Raw genomic sequence first — 20,679 nt, forward strand, 5'->3', positions numbered from 1 at the left:
GCCTATGAAGTGGAAAGAGCCAACGTTTGGTGCAACACCTATGTTGAAAGCTTTAACAACAGCTAATGCGCACAGGAAGGCGAAGGCATTTGATTTGGTGGCAGAACAGAAAAAACAAAAACTGAATTATCCTGACTGGGCCCAGTCGTGGATGCGTAAATACAAAGAGGATTGGTATATCGCTCAAGCAAACGGTGACGAGGTCGGCATGCGTAAAGCACAAAAGCTGGCGGAAGGACTTCGAAGCAAGCTCCGAGAAATGGCGACATTCCCCAAGTGGGCCCAAGAGCAAATGCAAAAAGAAACAATCCGCTGGATGGCTGCTGAGGCAAGCGGGAATATCAGGGAAAAGTTAGCTGCTGAGAAAGCGGGGCGAGCCATTCGCGAGAAGCTGGGTCTGATCGATACGAGCACTAAAGAACCACCAAAAGAACCAGTTACCAACGAATCGAAGGATGAACCTACAAAAAATGTAAAGACCCCGGCTGGAAAATGGATACCTGCTGAATTCCAGTATAATGGTAACTCTAAAGCAGAGAAACTTTTCAAAAAGTATTCATTAAAATTCACAAAATTAAAATGGAATCAGGAAAAGCTGCATAGTTTGTGGGAAGCTACAAAAAAGATACAAGAAGCATATGATATTCAGATTGATCCACGGCTTTTGTTAGCTATTATTATTCAGGAAGGAACAGGAAGCTTCAATACTAGCAGTTCAAATCGAGCAGCAGATGGACAGCATGGTGCTGAAACTGATTATGCCAAAGATTTAATGAAAGCCAACAGTTTAATATTCGGAAAACTACTGGGATATATTTACTATGGCGAGGATTTTAGAAAAGCCGTAGCTAAAAATAATAAATTACCTGGAATCACTTGTAAAGGAAATTTATTTCAATATTGCAACTGGAAAACCCCAATCGTCAGAATGAACCGAAAAGTAGTAGAACTCGGTCCATATGCTGGAAATGGCACGTGGGGAACGAGTGTAGAGAAACTATATAATAAACTTAGTAATAATGAAGCCAATAATTATGAACTGTATATATCAAGCATTAATAAAAGTACGGCTCAAGAAATTGTCAGATCGGAAGGTATAAAGCTACCTGTTTATACATTTAAGGCTCAACGCAATGCGCAAGATTCGAGAGGCGTTTCTAATGGAGAATGGACAGTAACAGGCAACTGATAGTTTTTGAAATGAGGAAAAGAAATGCGCAAGCTAATTGTAATATTTATAATCATTTTCTGGCTAGCAGCGTGTAGCTCTGCAGTTGTTAAAACCGACAATCATGAAGCACCCACTCAAGCTAAGTCAAGACAGGAAATAGCTGAGAATATTGCACCTGTTGGTCCGAAGCCCCTTCAGGAAGAGGACTTTGAAATTTCATATCGATTACACAAAATTGATAAAAAAACAGATATTAAAGAACTTATTCATAAGTGGGGTTATGGTGAGGGGTACGATAGTTCCAATAAAGGATATATTAGTGGGAACGGGACTTACAGAAGGTGGAACTTATCTTATCCTAACTATGAGGATCCAGAAATAAGATTTGTAGTCTTATCTAAGATTGAGCTTGAAGGTGAGGAACTGGTGGATGGTGAAAGCTATCTTGTAGGTGTGAGCTTGGAAAATTCCAAGCTTAAAACGAAAAGAGGATTGAAGACTGGTGATACACTTGGCAAAGTACTGCAGCTCTACGGCCAACCGAGTATCATAACAAATGGGAGTCTGCTCTACTCCAAAAACGGCTTGCATTTGAGGGTTCAGTGGGATACTAAAACGGAAAAAGTAAATAATATTTTCATTGAATATAACATGGAGAAATCCATAAAACAGCAACGCAGCGCTGATTATGTAGATGAAGATGCTCAACCCGACCCTGATCTGGAACCATATACTATACAAAAAGAACAATCTTTTATTACTACTCTTAATGGATGGGGAAAAGTAAAGTTTATATCCACTTTAAAAGATGAGGATACAAATGATCTGATACAAGCAAAGTTTTTTTTGGAAGTTAACAGCCAAAAGTATGCGGATAACAAGATTTTATACGAGTTCCCCGAATTTTATGGTAACAACGGTAGGATGATTGACAGGATTAAAGCAGTAAGCTTTAAGGATTTAAATCAGGATGGGCGTACTGATATTGTCATAATTGCAGATTATATCACAGGGATTAATGCACACGGAGTAGAAACGCTTCCTGTCGCGGGGATTTACTTTCAGAAAAAGGACAATACGTACACTACCCTACCTGAATTGGATAAGAATATCAATCAAACAGGCCACAATCGAACGCTTCAAAATATCATTCAATACGTAAGCAAACAACGTATAAACGTGGAATGAATAATGTAAGAGGGGAGTTTTTTGAAATCAACTTTATAAAACAAAATAGAATACTATTTTTAATATTGTTATTTAGCCTGCTATTGAATGGATGTTCGGAAAAACACACGAACGAGAAGCAACAGGTAGCTGAGCCCATCAAACCTAGCACTCAAGTGATAGAGCAAAAAGCTGTGACTGAACCAGAGCCTGCTGCTCAAGAACAAGATCGAAATAGCAATATTGTTACTCCAATAAATAAAAGAAGTAGTGCTCGCGCTACAGATTCTGACACATTGGATCAGTTTATAAAGAAAATTCAACCCAAGGATGAGCATCTTCAAAAAATATTAAAAGAAGATTTGGACCGTGATGGAAAGCCGGAATACGTGCTTGCTTTTGGGCTGGAAAAAGAGGAAATTGACAGCATATTTGTAATCCGGGAGGATGCTGGTTATCACATCATTGATAAATTAGAGGACCCAGTTATGGTTGTGCATCTTAATAAAGATGTGAAGATCATGAAGTTGGATCAAACAGAACAAAAATTTATCGTGGTATATTCCACTAGCGAAGTGGATGATGCAAAAGGACTCTCTATATTTGCTTTGGACGATAACCAAATTAACAACGTGAATTACAATTATCCAGAAGCAACAGGGCAAGGAAGCAGGAAGCTAGAGGACATTAATAAAGATGGTGTTTTTGAGGATGTGAGTTACTACCGTTTTCAGGATACTCAACAACATACAATAATGACTTATCAGAAATTTGATAGGACTGGACCAGAAAAATCAAAAGTACTATATGAGAACAAAAATAAAAAGTTTGTATACCCCACGATTCCTAAAGATATTATTCAAAATTATTTAGAGGATCATTATCTTATGAATCGCTTCTTGATACACTTGCCTGAAATGGCGGAATTCACAGCTTTGTCAGCAAGCCCAAAAAATAATTTTGAAGATATCATAGATTTTTCCGCTATGGACTATACCGGATTAGAGCTAGATATAAAAGAGATTGCTAATGAGGGTAACCAGAAGACGTTTTTAGTAAGAAGTAATTCAGAAGAAACAAACGAAGGACTTGTGTTTACATTAGAAAAGCAGTCGGGCAAGTGGAAGATTATGAATATAGAGATAAACGATAAATTGTAGAGAGCGTGATATCCAGCATGAATCACTTCAAGGGCGGTCGTATATGTTGCGTCCTGTTATTGTTATTTTCCTTCGTGGTACTGAGCGGATGTACGAAGGAGAATAGTTCTTTAAAAGTAGAAGCAGATCGTGTACCTCGTCTCCAAAATAAAGCTGAAGCGATTGCCTATTCGAATAAGCTGGATGCGTTAGTACAAACACTCCGGATCGTCGACGATGAGGAGGTGGACACTGATGTCAGAGAAAGTAAGCTTCAGGACTTCACACAGGATCTTAATTTGTTGCTAAACGAACCAGAAAGTGTAGAGATGAAGGACGGAGAATTTGCAAAAAAGTTTGATAACAAACTTACTTTGTTGTCGAAATCGTTTCGATTAAAAAATGAGCAGCTAAATGTGAGGATCGTGAATTTTAGAGCATCTAATACGCTAACAGGTACGATCGGAGGTAAATATACATTTGTTCAGTGGTGGAGTGCGAAGCAGCTTGTGCACGCCCAGATGCTTAACGATGATGGGCCAGAATTAACTACGGATTTTGTGGTTCGAGATTCAGACCACGGAATACAGTTGTTGTTAGGGGGACATGTTTCAATATATCATCCATATCCCGTATTTGTTGCTTTGTGGGAGTTGTCTGGGCAAAAGTGGACGCAGAAAAAAATAGTAATAGATAAGGTGACGCTCTCGGATTTGTGGTATTTGAACAAGGATGTGAATGAGCCTATTATTTTCGAGAATCGACAACATGATAGCATGAGTATCGAAGTTTTAGACCACGGCGATGGTTTCTTAATAAACAGGGATGATTCTGAACAGAACATAATCATTGAGTTCTCTAAAAGTGGAGAAGTCCGTATTGATTCTGAACATAGCATCACCTCAAATACTCATATTGAACAGCAAAATTATAAACTTATTCAAGCGAAATATTCGGAAAATGGGATCTTGATTAAATATCCTCAAATTACAAAACTCAAGGATACTGTAAAGCAAAAATCTTTAAACCAAATTCTTAAGACCGAAGCTTTAAAAGGATTACGTGAATATGCCGATTCCGATACTGAGGTTCATGTCGAAATTGATTTTGAAATTAAACGGCAAAGTGAGCGGTTCTTGAGTGTTCAATATACGGGTATTCGTTATGTGAAAGATGCAGCCTATCCTAATCATATTTTTTATACGAGCAACTTGGATATGAAGCAGGCTTCAAGATTAAGATTAAGTGATCTGGTAAAGATCGAAAAACCTTTTTTAGAGCTTTTAAAAAGCGGGAAATTCTCAGCTATAGAGCCAGAACAAAAAGACTTACTCGGTAATTTTACACAAGATGATTTAATTCAGTGGTTAACAAGTGTAGACTTACTAAAAGGTTCAGCTGAGGAGTCAGGATTAGATACGTTTAGTTATCTCACAAGTGATTCATTAGGAGTTAGTATACCCGTGGCTCATGCAGTAGGGGATCATGCAGAGTATGAAATTCGTCTTGCACAAATTCCAAATGATATGAAGCGAAATAAGGAATTATGGCAAGAACTAAGCCCTGTTGTTGATCAGCCAGCTACCGTTGTAAATGAAGGTAAATTGGATACCGACCAGTATGAAGTCGAAGAGTCGCAGTCTTTTCAAACTACTCTTGAAGGCTTTGGGAAAGTACGGTTTGTATCCACATATGGATATCCGGAAGGTCTTCGTAAATTCTTTTTCTTTCTATTAGATGATCAAGGACATATTTTATATCGATTCCCAGAGTTCTACGGGAACCATGAGTGGGTAGCGCGTTATGGAGGCGTAGAAGCGGTGGCCTTCAAGGATGTAAATAGGGATGGGTTGAAGGATGTTATCATCATTGCCAATGTTGATAACGGGATTCATGGACCTGGTAGAGTTGATGAATTCCCTATGGCAGGCATTTATTTTCAGAAGAAAAATAAAACCTTTACCACAATTCCTGCACTGGATCAGGCTCTCAACGATCAGGGGCATAATCAAACCATTAAAGATGTCATTCAATACGTAAGCAAACAACGGATGGACGTAAACTAGCTGACAAAAGGAGCAGATACATGGGATATCCAATCATAAAGTATAACGGAACTGTTCTATCTCTTAAAAATCCGAAAGTTAAAGTTGTACAGAAAATGAATGAGCATGTGAAAGTCTTTTTAACGGGTGTGTTAACCGGCACTCAAATGGAAGAGTATACGGATCATATGGAGGCAGGAGCTAAGTTGGTTGTTTCTTACCTGAATGATGATCAGAAACAGATTGTGTTGTTCCGGGGATTAGTCACGCAGTTCAGAATCAAGTTGGTGTCCAATGTAGCTTATTTAGTCGCCGAAGCCCTATCCTATACTAGCCAGCTGGATGAAGTGCCTCATAGACAATCCTTTCAAAATGTAAAAATGAGGCTACAGGCTTTGCTTGAACATGTCCTCAAATCATATCCTAAAGCCAATTGTACCAGTCGCTTAAAGGATCAGCTTTTACAGGAATTTACGATGCAATTCGATGAGACGGACTGGTCGTTTCTGAAACGTATAGCGTCTCGGCTTGGTTGGGGACTGATACCTGATTCGATAGGAGAGAACCCTCAGTTTTATTTTGGATTACCTGATGGTGTCCATAAAGGTGAGCTGAAACAGTATAACTACTCCATGACCAGAAAAACCAAACCAGGGGCAAGCAAAGACGACAATCTTTTGTATTTTAAAGTGCAAACAACGGAGGCAAAAGATGTCCTCCTACAAATTGGGGCTGAGGTTAAATTCAAAGGGAAGTCTTTATACGTCTTGCAGTCTGTTGCGTTTATACGGCATAGTGCCTTGTGGCATGAATATGTGCTAACTACCTCTGATGGAATGAAGCAGGAATTGATCCTAAACGAGAACATTCGGGGCATGTCATTGAAGTCGAAGGTGATTGGAATTGAAGAGGATCATGTGAAGGTGTTTTTTTATGAAATGGATAAGGTCAAGCCGAACGTTAAGGAAACCTTTGCTTTTCCAACTGCTACATTTTATACATCGGAAGGGAATACGGGATGGTACTGCATGCCGGAGCTTTTTGACTTTGTAGATATCTACTTTCCGACCCATAACGAAAAAGACGCTATTGTAACCCACTCGATCCGAAAGAGATCTAAAGGGGGAGACTTTATTAAGGACCCGTCAACGAAAATATTTATGACCAAGTACCGCAAAGCTATTATATTTGAGAAAAATGAAATTTTAATCACGGGGAATGACGATGAAGTGGTGATTCGACTGCTGGATAACCATGGAATCGAACTGCGGAGTAAAAAGGACATCCGTGTTAAGGCTGACGGCAACTTAGTATTCAATGCGGGTAACACAATACAAGTCACAGCGAAGGATGCCATCGGTTTAAAATGTAAAACGAGTCTGGTAGAAATGGATGGTAACATCAAAATGACCGGAGAAAAGATAAAGACGCAATAACTAAATCCATTGTGAGAGGGTAAAAAGTATGGCTAAAGTAACTACTTGAGCAATCGTGAATGAGAAACCCCCTACCCAAGAAGATATGATCCAAGAATGGAAACGTAAAATAAGCAAAGGTGAATATCCTTTTATTCATGTAACTAAGCATTAAGTGAAGAGTATTAAATATGTTTAGCGACAAGTAAATAAGGCTCCTAAGGAGCCTTATTTGAGTTTGATGATCTATACCCTTTTAGCACTGTTATGTAGCCGTAAAGGTGAATTTTATTAACTACATTTGTCATTGCATACTCTTTAGTACAACAAATTTAAAATGGTGTTCATCTATACAATTTTCCCCTAACATACAGTTACAAAGACCTATTCTACATAACTATGTACTATGACCAGATATACTGTATCCAATGACTTTATACTTATTTTTCCTCTCGGCTATATCGCTCGCAAAAAGGATGCACTATAATTATACTACTTCTTAATTTGGGAAAAATTAGACTTTAACATAGATTACAAATATGTTGAAAGTGAAATGCTCGATAAGTATCCCTTCTCAGGAAGAAGGGGTCTTGTATTTGGGAACTTCACTGTCGATAAACCAATCTGGCCCAGAGACGTCGATCACTTCTTTGGTTTTATAATTATAGTAGATGGTAATTTTGTTGTCTTCGTGGCCTTTAATGTACCCATACAGATAGAGCCTGGAGTGGACAGCAGGATCATCCACAGCATAATCCTTTAATATGAAATCGGCATTATAGTGTTCTTTAATAAAGTCCACGCCGATGGGAGTGGCGACGTCTACTAATTCTTGTTTCTCTTTGTCGGACAAGTTGGAACAACCTCCTAAATACATAACAATTAAAATAAGTGCCAGAATCAGTGGGATTTTTCTGTTCAAGTTACAATTCTCCTTTTCTGGTAATCACCTTTTTCATAACTCTATAATATATTTACACAATAGACAAGGTGGGAATAACTTGACCTACATTAACGATAAAACATACTGGACCATTGCGGATAAAGTTTATGACCGAGAGTTGACTGCCAAAGATTCTAAAAGCAGAATTCTTCCTGACTGGAAGATTGTTGAGCCTGAAGGAGCTAAGCTGCATGATACGAACGGTTCTGGATTCGATGCGACTGTATTCCTTAACGAGAAGACCAATCAGGTGATCATCGGTTATAGGGGTACAGAACCTCCAGATCGCCCCAAATGGAGCGTGGCGATGGACTGGGGAACGGATATCAGCGATGTCGTCGGAGGGCGCGCGAAAACGTTGGAAGAAGTCCATCAATATTATGAAAATAATAAGGCAGAGGTGGTTAAACTCCCACCACAAGTGCAAAGTGCATTTCTTCAATATGAGGAAAAGTATCAGAATAATCAATTTACACAAGCTGAGAATCTATATGATGTCGTAAAAAAACAGTATCCCTCTGCTGAAATAACGACCACAGGCCATTCTCTAGGAGGAGCGGAGGCAGAATATGTGGCGGTGCGGAACGGACTGACATCAGTCGCTTATAATCCACCAAGTATTGTACATCTGTTACCGGATGATCTTCAAAAGAAGGTGGAAAATGGCGATTTTCGAAAGACGAATGTCGCTTATGTCAATCCGAAAGATACTATCGGTTCGGGAGCTAATGATGCACAGCCACATGTGGGTACAACCTACTTTATAGACAATGATTATAAGACGGCTAATAAAGCCAAAATCACTATTCCTGTTTCATTACCAGTCGAAAGAGAAAATAAGTGGGCTAACTTTTTTGGGGGGCCCAAATGGTCTCCCATTGTGTATGTCCCGATCACGTTGCCTATGATGCAGCAAGATCCTATTACAAAGTTCTATAATTCGGTAATGGGAGAAGCAACACATAGCATGGATCATTTCACATTTGATGAAAACGGCAATATAATCAATCCACTGTACACGATGGACGGTCAATTGGTGGAAGGCAATCCACGGGTGCAGGCGTACGAGCAAATGCTGGCTGCCCGAGCAGAACTCAAGGAAGTCATGGGCGATCTGGTTGAACGCTACGGTGGACAAATGGGTGCTTTCGGGCAGTTTGCTGCTACTGCACTGGGAGTGAATATCCTGGGAGTAGGACAACAGCATGGTCGCTCCAATGGCGGTGCATATTTTGTGGGCAACAAAAATGGAGGCACAATTCAATTAACAACCGAAGAGCTAAAGCATGCGGCTAATCAGATGCGTTCCAGCTTGCACGGATTTTCTAGTGATACCCGTGCATCCATTCAGTTATTTCAGGCTCATATCGGAACAAGTGAAAGTCAGTCTTTGACCCCGCTTGCGCATAGTGCAACGGCAACACTGGATCGGATCAATCGCTGGTATCAGGAATCGATTACAGAGATAGCAGAGTATATAGATCGCAAGGGCCAGGAATTTACGATGGTGGATCAATAAAAAGAGCAGCTGGAAGAACACAACGGGAGGCAAAAGAGATGAGTAGAATATCTTTGAGCCTGGGGGATCTGCGTAGGGCTGTACAGCAGTGCGAGCAGCTAAAGCAAAGACTTCAGCATCAGGAGCAGCAGATGAGAAATATATATGGTCGTCTGCAAGACTGGAGGGGCGAATCGGCTGCTGAATTAACACGTAAAATGGAGACGTTTCTCCAAGGCACAACTGTACGAATACAGGAATTGGACGATCATAAAGAGCAGTTGAAACGTTATATTCGGAAAATGGAAGAAGCTGATCGGCGTGAGGAGAGACGCAAACGGGCTGCACAATGGTGATACAGGCGGACTGCAATAGTTAGGAGAACATCATGAAAGATCAAAATGCATTTGTCATTTTACTTATATTGAATATCGTTTATGGCTTAACGTTATTTGCCTATCCGGTCATGCTGATGGTGGTCGCATTTTCTTTCGATGCACCAACAGCTGGAGATTATCTCATCAGTTATATTTTTGCCTATGTCATAATGAGCTACCCGATAGGAGTATTTATTTCATGGAGCTGTTGGTATTTTTATCATCGTTATGCTTTTAAGAAGGCGTACATCATAGCTAACTTTATGCTGCTGTGGCCAGCTACTCTTGTAGTGTCCTCGTGGATTCAATCGGCTTTTTCTTGAAGGGGTTCCCATCTGGCCCAGTCAGCTACATAACATAAAAAAAACCGTACAATCGCTAGGGGACTCCCGCGGGGTACGGTTAAATGCGTTTAAATAAAAACTACATATATAGTAGAAGAAAAAAATATTCTCCCAGAGTGGTGACGATAACGCCTTTGTAGTCTGCTTTAATTTTCCTGCGGGGAATATAGTATCGTTCGAAAGCTTAAGGGTTAGACGAAAAAAGTGTAAAAATGTTGAAAAGCTACAAAGTTCGACATATTGTTCGCTTTTTCGCATCATATGTTATTGCATTAGGGATTTTGTTTGCTATTTATCATATATTTATGTATAATCTATCGTGTTGAAAGGTTGATTGTACGTAATATGCTGATGAGGGTGGGTTCATGACGCTGCTCGACAGTAATGAAAGCAAGAAGCGGATGTGCCAGATTTACAACGAAATTTCAAAGGAACTGTTCGGCTTCGGGACCACGCTACTGCGGGCCACCGTTGAGAACAACATTGTTACCTTTGTGGCGAAGCACCGGCGTTCTCCACGCTCGGCGGCATTGGAAGTGGAAGCCCCCGGCTTGAAGCTGGAAGTGGATTTCCGAATGTCCATGCTGTATAAGAAGAGACTTCGCGAGAAGCTGATTGAGGATATGGGGCTCGATATTGAAGCTCTGCTGCGCGACTATGATTCAGCAACGCAGTGGGCAATCACGAACATCATACTGAAGGAATCCTAATACAATTGGATATTCGGCTTTTCGCTTCGGATCTATCTGAGGGGAGAACCTGTTATAACGCGCAGCGGGATCAACTTATTCTTTGTTTACGAAGAAAAGTATTCTTGTTTTACAAGAGTACTTTTCTTTTTTGTGTTATCAGGTTCGCAGAATGAATAAATAGGGGGAGTTTCAAATGAAAAAATGGTTTAAAGGGTTCATGGCTTTGACCTTGGCATCTGTTGTGCTTGCAGGTTGCGGCAGCAATGCTACCGGAGGTCAGGAAGATGGAAAAAGCAACTCGGCTGATGGCAAGAAGAAGCTAATCATTTCCACATGGGGCTTCTCCGAAGACTTCTTTAACAAAGAAGTGTACGAGCCTTTTGAGAAGGAACATAACGTTGATATTGTAGTAGAGATTGGGAATAACGCAGAACGTTTGAACAAAATTAGTCAAGGAAGCACAGACGTCGATCTGATTTATCTGTCTGATTATTATGCTCAACAGGGGATTCAACAAGGTTTGTTTGAAAAGCTGGATCGTAGCAAGGTGCCGAACCTGAATCAAATTTATGATATTGCCAAAGCGCCGCTGGGTGAGGAATATGGCCCTGCTTATACGATTGGGCGCCTCGGTATTGCTTACAACCCGGAGCTGGTTAAAAAGAATGTGACTTCTTGGGCTGACCTGTGGGGCAGTGAGTTCAAAGGAAACGTGACTCTGCCGAACATTACGGCTACGGCTGGACCGATGGTTGTTGATGCGGCTTCCAAGGTAGCGGGTAGTAAGGAATTTAATGAGGATCAGGCATTCGGGAAACTGAAAGAGCTGAGTCCGAATATCGTTAAGTTTTATAGCAAAACCTCCGAATTCGTCAACATGTTCAGTCAGCAGGAAATCGCGGGCGGACCGATTATGGAGATGTATTTCAAAGATTTGCAAGCAGCTGTGCCTGGAGCCAAATTTGTAGCGCCGAGTGAAGGGGCTTATGCAGTAATGAACACGATCAACGTGGTTAAAGGCTCCGACCAAAAAGAACTGGCTGAGGAATTTATCAACTGGCAGCTGAGCAAGGAAGTTCAAGAGAAGTCTGCCAAGGCAAAGGTTGATTCTCCGGTGAATACGCAGGTGGTGCTGTCCGGTGCGGACACAGAAGGAATTACGTATGGTGCAGATGTGGTAAACAAGCTGACCAAGCTGGATATGAAATTCGTCAATGACCATATCAAGGAATGGACGGACCGCTGGAACCGGGAAGTTGCCCAATAATGAAAAAAGTCATATTGGATGTAGATACAGGTATTGATGATGCGTTAGGTATTTTATTAGCGGCCAAAAGCGGCCAGTTGGATGTTACAGCTATTACTACCGTGTGCGGTAATGTATCGCTTAAACAGGCAACATTGAACACATGCAAAATCCTCGACCTTTTGGATAGACCGGATATTCCGGTCTATCGGGGGGCCGATGCTCCCTTGATCCGTAAAGGATTGCATGAGCATCGTATTCATGGAGAAGACGGCATCGGCGGCGCATTGAGTGGGGTTGTCCCTGCTATTTCTGCATCCGAAGGCTTTGCGCCGGACATCATCATTGATACAGTCATGGCTCATCCGGGAGAACTGACGCTGGTTTGCACCGGGCCGCTCACGAATCTGGCGTTGGCGCTTCTGAAATGTCCGGAGTTGACGCAATACGTCAATGAGGTCATTTTTATGGGCGGTGTTATTCACGAGTGCGGCAATATTACGCCTGTAGCGGAATATAACATGTATGCTGACCCGGAAGCGGCGCGGATCGTATTTCATGCCGGATTTGGGCGCTTGATACAGGTGGGACTGGATGTAACACGGAAGGCACTGCTGACAGCGGACCATATTGCCCGTCTCACCGATCCGGCGATTCGCGGCTATGTGGCTGATAGCACCGCCATCTATACCAAGCGCTATGAGGAACGCAACGGGGTAAAAGCGTGTGCGCTTCATGATCCGCTTGCTGTAGGCGTTGCTCTGAATTCGAGTCTGGTAGAAACTTCGCCCATGTATGTCGATGTGGAAACCTCCAGTCGGATATGTGACGGACAAACGGTGGGCGATGTGCAGAATCGTCTCAATCATAGTCCAAACATGAACGTGTGTGAACAGGTGGACAGCGAGGCATTTCTGGAGCTATTTATTCAGGTGCTGAACAAGGAATAACATTTTGATAACCGCAAGGAGCTACCCATGAAGAAAACATACTTGTATTGGCTGCTGCTGCCAGGTCTGCTCTTTCTGGCGGTGTTCATGGTCATTCCGATTGTGTTGACGATCGGCTCGACCTTCGTACAGAACAGCTCATTCACCCTAGAAGGCTATCTCCATTTCTTCAAGGACCCTTATTTTCTGAAAATATTGCTGACTACGCTGGAAGTCAGTGTCGTTACGACGCTCGTATGCGTACTGCTCGGCTTCCCGACAGCTTATTATATTTCGCAAAAGGCCCCGCGCCGTAAAGGGGTTTTGCTGGCCTTGGCTATCTTTCCCTTACTGACCAGTCCGGTGGTGCGGTCATTTAGCTGGATGGTCATTTTGGGTCGTAAAGGGCTGTTGAATAATGTGCTCATCAATTTAGGACTCGTTGATGAGCCGCTGAATATTTTGTATACTCCGGCGGCAATGATTATTGGTTTGGTTCATTTGTTTCTACCACTGATGATTATTTCACTGATTGGTGTACTCGAAAATATCGACGGTGATCTTGTCCATGCGGCTCAAAGTCTCGGTGCATCACGTTTCAGTGCATTCCGTAAAATTGTGTTTCCGCTGTCTGTACCGGGTCTGATTATCGGAAGCATTCTCGTTTTCGTGGGCAGCCTGACGGCTTATACGACACCAGCACTACTTGGAGGAAAACAGCGCGTCATTGCTACATTTTTGTATCAAAATGCGATGACGCTGAATGACTGGTTTCTCGCCTCCGTTATTGCAACGATTATGATTGTCATTACATTTATCGTGGTCGGTCTCTTAAATAAGGCGGCCCATAAACTCAATCCGAAGGGGTAGGTGGATATGCGGGAGAAACATTACGGACTAGGCTTCTTTAGCCTGCTGGTCTTCATCTTTCTGCTCGGTCCGCTGTTGATCATATCGGTCACTTCTTTCGAGCCGGGCACGGTATTAAAATTTCCTCCGCAGGGTTTTTCCTTGCGCTGGTATCAAAATATTTTTGAAGTAGACCTGTTTATGTCCACGTTCAAAACGTCGATTGTCGTCTCTCTGCTGGGTAACATTTTGGCGCTGCTGATCGGCATGCCTGCCGCTTATGCGCTTAGTCGTTTTTCGTTTCACGGGAAGGATGCGCTGAATGCCTTGTTCCTCTCCCCGCTGCTCATACCGGGTATTGTGCTGGGCTTTACACTGCTGCGTTATCTGATCATTGTTTATCATTTGCCGGTATACGCAGGACTGTTGATCGGACATACGGTGATTATGCTGCCGTTCATTATAAGGGTCATTGCGTCCAGCTTGTCCAACTTTGATTTTGCGATTGAGGAAGCAGCGCTCAGCTTGGGAGCTGGACGGCTGGAAACCTTTTTCAAGGTGGTTCTGCCCAACATCCGCTCAGGTATTATTGCGGCTATCCTGATTGCCTTTCTGGAATCATTCAACAATGTCGACATTTCCGTCTTCATGACAGGACCGGGCTTCAGCACCCTGCCCATTCAAATGCTGACCTACGTCGAAAATTATTTTGACCCGACGATTGCAGCGATTTCGGTAATGCTGATGATATTGACCGGTATTCTGATGTTCTTGATTGAACGACTGATGGGATTGTCTTACTTCACTAAAAGGTAATGGAGGCTTCAACGATATGGCACTGCTTACTCTGGATCGCGTATCGGTCGCTTATGACAATCAACTGATCTTGCAGGATTTCGATTTGCAGCTCGAACGGGGGCAATTGCTCTCGCTGCTCGGACCGAGTGGATGTGGCAAAACGACCACGCTTCGTCTGATTGCAGGATTTCTCGAAGCTAAACAAGGAACATTTTTGTTTGGCGATAAGGATTACACTCGGGTTCCGGTGAATAAACGGAATTTCGGTTTTGTATTCCAAAGCTATGCGCTTTTCCCGCATTTGTCCGTTTTTGATAATGTTGCCTTTGGCCTGCGGTTGCGCAAGGTGAAGGAAGATGATGTAAAACGCCGTGTTATGGCTATGCTGGATACGGTCAGTCTTGGGGGCTTTGAAAAGCGGTTCCCCGGTGAATTGTCCGGTGGACAGCGTCAGCGTGTTGCGATTGCGCGGGCACTTGTGATTGAACCCGACCTGCTGTTGTTCGATGAACCGCTGAGCAATCTGGATGCGAACCTGCGTGTGAATATGCGTGTGGAAATTCGCCGTATTCAACAGGAATTGGGGATTACCACCGTATACGTATCGCATGATCAGGAGGAATGTTTTTCGATTTCTGACCGGGTTGCGATTATGAACAAGGGGAATATCGAGCAGTTGGATGCGCCATCGACGATTTTTAAATATCCAACCACCGAATTTGTCGCCCGTTTTATTGGATTCAATAATTTCCTGTCCTTTGACGAGCGTGCTGAGGAGGGGGAACGAATTCGTCTGAGTACAAGCGATCTTTCGTTCAGTGTGGCCCGTAATCAGGGTACAGTCCAGCCGGGTGCCCGTCAGGGGGCTATTCGTCCGGATGATTTGGTTATTCGCACAGAAGGCAATGAGACGGGGGGAAATGAGCTTCCCGGCATCATTAAAGTGAGCACTTACCTGGGACGTAGCTATCAGTATGTGATAGAAACGGCGAAAGGAAGCTTCACCGCCAATCAGGAGATGGACACGCCGTACCTGAGCGGTCAACGGGTTACGCTGCATTTTCCGGCAGATAAAATGGTGCTGGTTCAATAATCAGCGGGTTCAATGAAGGAGATACATCATGCGTGCAGACAAAATGATTTTACAAGTAAAAGTGTATAACAGCTATTACAAGACGTTCGAGGAAGGCAATGTTGCTATACTTGACGGAAAGTTTATGTATATCGGTCAGCGTGGCCTGGAGTCGTTTGAAGTGAATGAAATTGTGGAAGGGCACGGGAAATATATGATTCCCGGCCTGATCGACATTCATCTGCATATCGAGAGTACAATGGTGACACCGGCAACCTTTTCCTATGGGCTCATTTGCAACGGTGTAACGACGATTGTACCGGAACCGCACGAAATGGCGAATGTTTTCGGATTGGAAGGCATCCAGGAAATGATGACGGCCAGCAAGGAGTGCGTAGCTGATATGTTCTATGGCATTCCAAGCTCTGTCCCGGCAACACCTCTGGAGACCTCGGGTGGGGAGATTGATATTCCTGAGATTGATGCACTGTTGCAAACCGGTGAGATGATCTGCCTAGGTGAAATTATGAACTATGTGGATGTGATTCGTGACCCGGAGAGCAAGACCAATCGCATTTTACGCCATGTTCGTGAGCATTACCCGGAGCTGATCATTGAAGGGCATACGCCGCAGTTGCTTGATCTGGACCTGCATCAGTTGATCTACGCGGGAATTGGCTCGGACCATACCCACCAAAGCATTGAAGGCATGAAGGCGCGTATGGCTGCGGGGATGTTCATCGAGATTCAGGAAAAATCCATGACCCCTGAAGTGATGGAGTATTTGATTCAGGAAGACGTGGCGCAGCATTTTTGCTTCGTAACAGACGATGTGATGCCGGATTCCTTCGTAGAGCGTGGGCATCTGAACCATATTGTAAGCAAAGCAATCGGGATGGGCATGAAGCCTGAGGATGCGATCTATGCAGCTACGTTCACGCCTGCGACACGGATGCGTATGCACGACCGGGGCACGATAGCGCCGGGGAAAATAGCTGATTTTGTATTGTTGTCCGACCTGAATCATTTTGAAGTGGAACGGGTGTACAAGGATGGGCAAAAGGTATTCGATAAATTTGAGGAGTATCATCAAGAGTCGTTAAGCTGCCGCTTTCCACCTCATTTTTACCAAAGTGTAAAGCTGAAGCCACTCACGGAGCAGGATTTTACTGTAGAGCTGGATGTAGCGGATGGTACGCATCATTGCCGTATTATGATGGTGAAGGACGGATCGACCTTTACGAGCGAACGAATTGCACCTGAGCAAGTGGCGAATGGTGAGCTGATGTGGGAACAGAGTGAACACGGGCTTATCGCTACTTTTGAGCGGTATGGCAAGAATGGTAACCGGGCCTATGGTTTGATCGGGGGAGACACGATTAAGCGCGGGGCGGTGGCAACCACGTATTCGCACGATAACCATAACTTGCTGGTCGTGGGGCATGGCAAGCAGGATATGATATTGGCGGCGAATACGGTTCTTTCCAGTCAAGGCGGCTTTTGCGTAGTTGAAAATGGCAAGGTGCTGTCCCATCTGCCGTTAACCGTAGGCGGGATTTTAACAGAAGGACCGCTGGAAATGGTAGCGGCCCACGTGAAGGAGCTGCGTTCTGCCTTGCTGTCGCTCGGCTACCGCCATTACAATCCAATCATGTCGCTGAGCACTCATTCTTTGCCAGTCAGCCCGGCTTTGAAAATTACGGATCACGGCCTGATTGATGTAAACGCAGGCAAGGTTGTACCCTTGATTGTGGACCCTTCGGAGATAAAAGAATAATAGTAGAGCCGACCCTCTTACGGGCCGGCTCTTTTTTGAGTGGTTAGGGTTATGGTTGAAGTGATTTTACTTCAGCTACTGATAACCCGGATGCTTTAGTGATAATATCTATATCTACGCCCAAACGGAGCATATTTCGTGCAATTTCAGCCTGGCTTTCGGCTTTCCCTTCGGCTTTGCCTTCGGCTTTGCCTTCCGCCTTACCTTCTTCTTTTGCTCCTTCAATCATGGATGCCTCATCGTGTAAATATCGTTGTCTTGCTTCATATTGAAGACGGGATTCCCGATCCTGGCTTAGAAATTCCAAGGTGTTCATCGCTTTTTTCAGTACAGGCTCGTTCATGGTCAGCACCTCCCATTGTGATGGATTCGCTCCTTTTAGAAACAAAAGCCAGTTTACCAATCCGCCGCCCTCCATCGGTACAGTACGATGGTCAAGCTTTGGTAACTCCAAAAAGTGTAGCTCAATATCATCGCTAAGTGAAATGCCTGTTCGGTCTTCACGGAGATGATATACATTATGATATTGATCATTCGGCAAAAAAGAGTAGTTCAGAATATTAATCGTCACACATTTTCGAAGCAGTTTGTAGGACTGTCCTTCCTGCAACTGACCAGCATACTGCTTGCTCCAGTAAAATAAAGTTCTTTTATCGGTGTCGTATTTATTGAATAACTGCATCTCCACATTAATAAGTTCACCCTCGGAGGTTCTGGCCCGAATGTCCAGAATGGATTGCTTATCACGAGGCGCATCTTTATCCGTATAAGGATTAAGTAAAATAATTTCAGTCAGTTGCGGTTTACCTGCTTCGGCAAACGTGTGATTCAAGAAAGTTAGCAACACATCCCGATTTTCATCGCTTCCAAAGATACGTTTAAACAAAAAATCATTTCGAGGATCAAGTAGCTCTGTCATGTACATCAACCCCATTTTATATCCTATTATACCACGTAAGCCATAACTCATATACATATACGACTGTGAACAAGGTAGTGATACTGACGACTCTTTAACAGACAAAATTAACATCTTCTATACTCGTATTGATGTAACCTATGTATAATGCGTTGACGGCATGCAGGGATAAAGACTACATTTAGGCTGATATATACTATAAATATTCCGATAAGATTTTTTGGTTTTAATTTTATGCAGCCTGTAGTTAACAAAGCAAAGGAGAGTGTTCATAATGACTCGTGCTTTTGATGATCTTGTAGTGCCGGACGCGTTGGAAACGGATTTAATTACATTTCGACGGGAATTGCATCGTTACCCGGAAGTTTTGTTTGAGGTGGAACGGACGGCTGCGTACATAGTGGAGCTTCTCCAAAGCTGGGGGCTGGAGGTGCAGACAGGAGTCGGGAAGCATTTTGGTAAGGGAGTTGTCGGTATATTGCGCGGGACACAGGCCGGGGATACGGTGCTACTGCGTGCGGATATAGATGCTTTGCCTGTAACAGAGCAAAACACCGCCGATTATATCTCCATGATCCCCGGAGTCATGCACGCGTGCGGGCATGATGCACATACGGCGATGCTGTTGGGAGCCGCTCAGGTGCTTAGTCATAATCGAGATCAGGTTCGAGGTGCGATTAAGTTTGTTTTTCAGCCAGCAGAGGAGGGGGCGTTGGTGTCTCCCCTGGATGGCAGGCTGATTAGTGGAGGAAGGGATATGATCGAGGATGGTGTCCTGGAGGATGTAAAGACAGTGTTTGCCATGCACGTATGGCCTGATTTCCCTGTAGGAACGATTGGATTTCATCCGCACACGGCTATGGCCGCTTCTTCTCATTTTACAATCCGGTTTGCCGGACTTTCGGGACATCACAGCACGCCCCATCTTTCCTCAGATGCTATAATTATGGTCGCTCAATTTATCACGGATATTAAAATATTTATGTCCACCGCCATCGACCCGCAGGAAGCGGCTGTCCTATCTTTCGGTACACTGCAAGCAGGCAGCGCCAAAAATGTCATCGCAGGGCACAGCGAAGTTACTGGAACCTTCCGGGCTTTTCGCACTGAGACGGTTGAACGGATCACCCAAGCGATTGCGGATCGCGCGAACAGCATTGCATCTTTACATGGCGGCTCCGCACATATTACGCAACGAACCGGAACGGTTCTTCACAACGACCCTGTGGTCGTACAAGCAGCGGTGCGCGCGGCAGAGAAAGTCTTTGGAGCGGAAAGTACGAAGCTGCTGGATACTCCCTTTTTGGCCGGGGAAGATTTTGCGCTGTACACACAGCATATTCCCGGCGTATTTGGTTTTATAGGGATAAGCACGCCAGATACACAGCAAGCATATCCGCTGCACCATCCCCAATTCGATATCGACGAACGAGCCTTGATTTTGGGTACACGAATGCATATAGAGTTTGCGTTGCAGGCATTGAACGAAGTGAAGGATAACTAAATTTTCAAAGGCTCTGACACTTCACGTAATCTTCATGATTAAGACCTGATAAGCTCTTGAAAATAACTGAGTTAGTGTTATAATTAAAACAGGATTTAGATTAAGTCTAAATTAACTACTGAGTATTTATTGGGATCACGCATGGGATTTACAGGTTAATCAAACACTAATGTCAACGGGCATTCAGGCTTCACTCCAACTATACTAATGATGATCATGAGAGGGGAATTACACATGAGTACATTAAATCACACGAACGTTCAACCTACACAAGAGGCTATTCAAGAATTGCATAAGGCTTTGAACCGTCAGGTAGCTACCTGGTCGGTGTTGTACACGAAGCTGCATTATTTCCACTGGTACGTAAAAGGACCTCATTTCTTCACACTGCATGCTAAATTTGAGGAGCTTTATAATGAAGCGACAGCTAATCTGGACACTATTGCTGAACGTTTGCTGGCTATTGGCGGCCGTCCGGCTGCTACCTTGAAGGAGCACTTACAACTGTCAGCTATTCAGGAATCTGCAGGTGAGCAGGCAGCCGAAGATATGGTAAAATCCGTGGTTGCGGATTTCAAAACCATCACGACTGAGCTGGCTAACGGCATGGAAGCAGCGAATGCGGCACATGACAAAGCGACAGAGGATCTTCTTAATGGTCTGAGAGAAACGGTGGATAAACATATCTGGATGCTTAGCGCATATTTGGGATAAGCTTCAGGAGGGATTCCCACGGATATGAAGATCAGGTGAACAAGACACTCATCCCGTTGGTTCCAGATCGCCACTGGAGT

Annotated in this window: 19 protein-coding genes; 17 read left to right on the forward strand and 2 right to left on the reverse strand. The window is 43.5% G+C overall.

The features are described 5' to 3' along the window. Positions 1 to 4 precede the first annotated feature (4 nt). The 5 genes from E0698_RS15295 to E0698_RS15315 are packed head-to-tail and all read left to right on the forward strand — an operon-like array spanning position 5 to position 6,958. Positions 5 to 1,189 carry a hypothetical protein gene (locus tag E0698_RS15295; RefSeq protein WP_192512108.1) on the forward strand — a complete coding sequence of 395 codons (1,185 nt, stop codon included), beginning with the start codon at positions 5 to 7 and terminating at the stop codon, positions 1,187 to 1,189. Between the two features lie 24 nt (positions 1,190 to 1,213). Next, positions 1,214 to 2,359 (forward strand): hypothetical protein, encoded by a 1,146-nt coding sequence (locus E0698_RS15300; RefSeq protein WP_192512109.1) that lies wholly within the window; start codon positions 1,214 to 1,216, stop codon positions 2,357 to 2,359. Continuing rightward, the gene (locus E0698_RS15305) at positions 2,356 to 3,498 is read left to right on the forward strand and encodes a hypothetical protein (protein WP_238354014.1); all 1,143 of its coding nucleotides are present in this window, start codon (positions 2,356 to 2,358) and stop codon (positions 3,496 to 3,498) included. The genes E0698_RS15300 and E0698_RS15305 overlap by 4 nt, the downstream gene beginning before the upstream one ends. 17 nt (positions 3,499 to 3,515) lie before the next feature. After that, on the forward strand, positions 3,516 to 5,543 hold the full coding sequence (locus E0698_RS15310; protein WP_192512110.1) for a DUF4163 domain-containing protein: 2,028 nt from the start codon (positions 3,516 to 3,518) through the stop codon (positions 5,541 to 5,543). Positions 5,544 to 5,563: 20 nt separating this feature from the next. Beyond that, complete coding sequence (locus E0698_RS15315; protein WP_192512111.1) at positions 5,564 to 6,958, forward strand: hypothetical protein; 1,395 nt, start codon at positions 5,564 to 5,566, stop codon at positions 6,956 to 6,958. 553 nt (positions 6,959 to 7,511) lie between these two features. Here the strand turns inward: E0698_RS15315 and E0698_RS15320 are convergent. Next, complete coding sequence (locus tag E0698_RS15320; protein ID WP_149094231.1) at positions 7,512 to 7,859, reverse strand: hypothetical protein; 348 nt, start codon at positions 7,857 to 7,859, stop codon at positions 7,512 to 7,514. Positions 7,860 to 7,938: 79 nt separating this feature from the next. On the opposite strand from E0698_RS15320, the gene E0698_RS15325 reads away from it, so the two are divergent. The 10 genes from E0698_RS15325 to E0698_RS15370 all read left to right on the forward strand — a co-directional run bounded on the left by E0698_RS15325 (position 7,939) and on the right by E0698_RS15370 (position 17,462). Further along, positions 7,939 to 9,399 carry a lipase family protein gene (locus E0698_RS15325; RefSeq protein WP_192512112.1) on the forward strand — a complete coding sequence of 487 codons (1,461 nt, stop codon included), beginning with the start codon at positions 7,939 to 7,941 and terminating at the stop codon, positions 9,397 to 9,399. A 38-nt stretch (positions 9,400 to 9,437) separates the two neighbouring features. Then, on the forward strand, positions 9,438 to 9,734 hold the full coding sequence (locus tag E0698_RS15330; RefSeq protein WP_014278615.1) for a WXG100 family type VII secretion target: 297 nt from the start codon (positions 9,438 to 9,440) through the stop codon (positions 9,732 to 9,734). A 32-nt stretch (positions 9,735 to 9,766) separates the two neighbouring features. Next, the gene (locus E0698_RS15335; RefSeq protein WP_028540768.1) at positions 9,767 to 10,078 is read left to right on the forward strand and encodes a hypothetical protein; all 312 of its coding nucleotides are present in this window, start codon (positions 9,767 to 9,769) and stop codon (positions 10,076 to 10,078) included. 386 nt (positions 10,079 to 10,464) lie between these two features. After that, positions 10,465 to 10,809 (forward strand): hypothetical protein, encoded by a 345-nt coding sequence (locus tag E0698_RS15340; RefSeq protein ID WP_014278613.1) that lies wholly within the window; start codon positions 10,465 to 10,467, stop codon positions 10,807 to 10,809. 175 nt (positions 10,810 to 10,984) lie between these two features. Next, the gene (locus tag E0698_RS15345) at positions 10,985 to 12,058 is read left to right on the forward strand and encodes an ABC transporter substrate-binding protein (protein ID WP_134912050.1); all 1,074 of its coding nucleotides are present in this window, start codon (positions 10,985 to 10,987) and stop codon (positions 12,056 to 12,058) included. Continuing rightward, positions 12,058 to 12,987 (forward strand): nucleoside hydrolase, encoded by a 930-nt coding sequence (locus E0698_RS15350; RefSeq protein WP_192512113.1) that lies wholly within the window; start codon positions 12,058 to 12,060, stop codon positions 12,985 to 12,987. Before E0698_RS15345 ends, E0698_RS15350 begins: the two co-directional genes overlap by 1 nt. A 27-nt stretch (positions 12,988 to 13,014) precedes the next feature. Continuing rightward, positions 13,015 to 13,836 carry an ABC transporter permease gene (locus E0698_RS15355; protein ID WP_192512114.1) on the forward strand — a complete coding sequence of 274 codons (822 nt, stop codon included), beginning with the start codon at positions 13,015 to 13,017 and terminating at the stop codon, positions 13,834 to 13,836. A 6-nt stretch (positions 13,837 to 13,842) separates the two neighbouring features. Then, complete coding sequence (locus E0698_RS15360) at positions 13,843 to 14,631, forward strand: ABC transporter permease (RefSeq protein WP_192512115.1); 789 nt, start codon at positions 13,843 to 13,845, stop codon at positions 14,629 to 14,631. A 16-nt stretch (positions 14,632 to 14,647) separates the two neighbouring features. Further along, positions 14,648 to 15,706 (forward strand): ABC transporter ATP-binding protein, encoded by a 1,059-nt coding sequence (locus E0698_RS15365; RefSeq protein ID WP_192512116.1) that lies wholly within the window; start codon positions 14,648 to 14,650, stop codon positions 15,704 to 15,706. 28 nt (positions 15,707 to 15,734) lie between these two features. Next, complete coding sequence (locus E0698_RS15370) at positions 15,735 to 17,462, forward strand: adenine deaminase C-terminal domain-containing protein (protein WP_192512117.1); 1,728 nt, start codon at positions 15,735 to 15,737, stop codon at positions 17,460 to 17,462. A gap of 49 nt (positions 17,463 to 17,511) precedes the next feature. Here the strand turns inward: E0698_RS15370 and E0698_RS15375 are convergent, their stop codons facing one another. Further along, the gene (locus E0698_RS15375; RefSeq protein WP_192512118.1) at positions 17,512 to 18,381 is read right to left on the reverse strand and encodes an Rpn family recombination-promoting nuclease/putative transposase; all 870 of its coding nucleotides are present in this window, start codon (positions 18,379 to 18,381) and stop codon (positions 17,512 to 17,514) included. A 274-nt stretch (positions 18,382 to 18,655) separates the two neighbouring features. On the opposite strand from E0698_RS15375, the gene E0698_RS15380 reads away from it, so the two are divergent. Continuing rightward, positions 18,656 to 19,885: a M20 metallopeptidase family protein gene (locus E0698_RS15380; protein ID WP_192512119.1), complete on the forward strand. Its 1,230-nt coding sequence runs from the start codon at positions 18,656 to 18,658 to the stop codon at positions 19,883 to 19,885. A 234-nt stretch (positions 19,886 to 20,119) separates the two neighbouring features. Further along, complete coding sequence (locus E0698_RS15385; protein WP_192512120.1) at positions 20,120 to 20,599, forward strand: Dps family protein; 480 nt, start codon at positions 20,120 to 20,122, stop codon at positions 20,597 to 20,599. The last annotated feature ends 80 nt before the right edge of the window (positions 20,600 to 20,679 follow it).

Origin of the sequence: Paenibacillus sp. 23TSA30-6, assembly GCF_014858585.1 — a bacterium.
Taxonomy (GTDB): domain Bacteria; phylum Bacillota; class Bacilli; order Paenibacillales; family Paenibacillaceae; genus Paenibacillus.

What these genes read in the sequence shown, in the direction of transcription:
- E0698_RS15330 (WP_014278615.1), top strand. Translation starts at nt 9,438, where the DNA reads ATGAGTAGAATATCTTTGAGCCTGGGGGATCTGCGTAGGGCTGTACAG.
- E0698_RS15385 (WP_192512120.1), top strand. Translation starts at nt 20,120, where the DNA reads ATGAGTACATTAAATCACACGAACGTTCAACCTACACAAGAGGCTATT.
- E0698_RS15355 (WP_192512114.1), top strand. Translation starts at nt 13,015, where the DNA reads ATGAAGAAAACATACTTGTATTGGCTGCTGCTGCCAGGTCTGCTCTTT.
- E0698_RS15360 (WP_192512115.1), top strand. Translation starts at nt 13,843, where the DNA reads ATGCGGGAGAAACATTACGGACTAGGCTTCTTTAGCCTGCTGGTCTTC.
- E0698_RS15340 (WP_014278613.1), top strand. Translation starts at nt 10,465, where the DNA reads ATGACGCTGCTCGACAGTAATGAAAGCAAGAAGCGGATGTGCCAGATT.
- E0698_RS15305 (WP_238354014.1), top strand. Translation starts at nt 2,356, where the DNA reads ATGAATAATGTAAGAGGGGAGTTTTTTGAAATCAACTTTATAAAACAA.
- E0698_RS15370 (WP_192512117.1), top strand. Translation starts at nt 15,735, where the DNA reads ATGCGTGCAGACAAAATGATTTTACAAGTAAAAGTGTATAACAGCTAT.
- E0698_RS15310 (WP_192512110.1), top strand. Translation starts at nt 3,516, where the DNA reads ATGAATCACTTCAAGGGCGGTCGTATATGTTGCGTCCTGTTATTGTTA.
- E0698_RS15380 (WP_192512119.1), top strand. Translation starts at nt 18,656, where the DNA reads ATGACTCGTGCTTTTGATGATCTTGTAGTGCCGGACGCGTTGGAAACG.
- E0698_RS15365 (WP_192512116.1), top strand. Translation starts at nt 14,648, where the DNA reads ATGGCACTGCTTACTCTGGATCGCGTATCGGTCGCTTATGACAATCAA.
- E0698_RS15350 (WP_192512113.1), top strand. Translation starts at nt 12,058, where the DNA reads ATGAAAAAAGTCATATTGGATGTAGATACAGGTATTGATGATGCGTTA.
- E0698_RS15295 (WP_192512108.1), top strand. Translation starts at nt 5, where the DNA reads ATGAAGTGGAAAGAGCCAACGTTTGGTGCAACACCTATGTTGAAAGCT.
- E0698_RS15345 (WP_134912050.1), top strand. Translation starts at nt 10,985, where the DNA reads ATGAAAAAATGGTTTAAAGGGTTCATGGCTTTGACCTTGGCATCTGTT.
- E0698_RS15335 (WP_028540768.1), top strand. Translation starts at nt 9,767, where the DNA reads ATGAAAGATCAAAATGCATTTGTCATTTTACTTATATTGAATATCGTT.
- E0698_RS15375 (WP_192512118.1), bottom strand. Translation starts at nt 18,381, where the DNA reads ATGACAGAGCTACTTGATCCTCGAAATGATTTTTTGTTTAAACGTATC.
- E0698_RS15315 (WP_192512111.1), top strand. Translation starts at nt 5,564, where the DNA reads ATGGGATATCCAATCATAAAGTATAACGGAACTGTTCTATCTCTTAAA.
- E0698_RS15300 (WP_192512109.1), top strand. Translation starts at nt 1,214, where the DNA reads ATGCGCAAGCTAATTGTAATATTTATAATCATTTTCTGGCTAGCAGCG.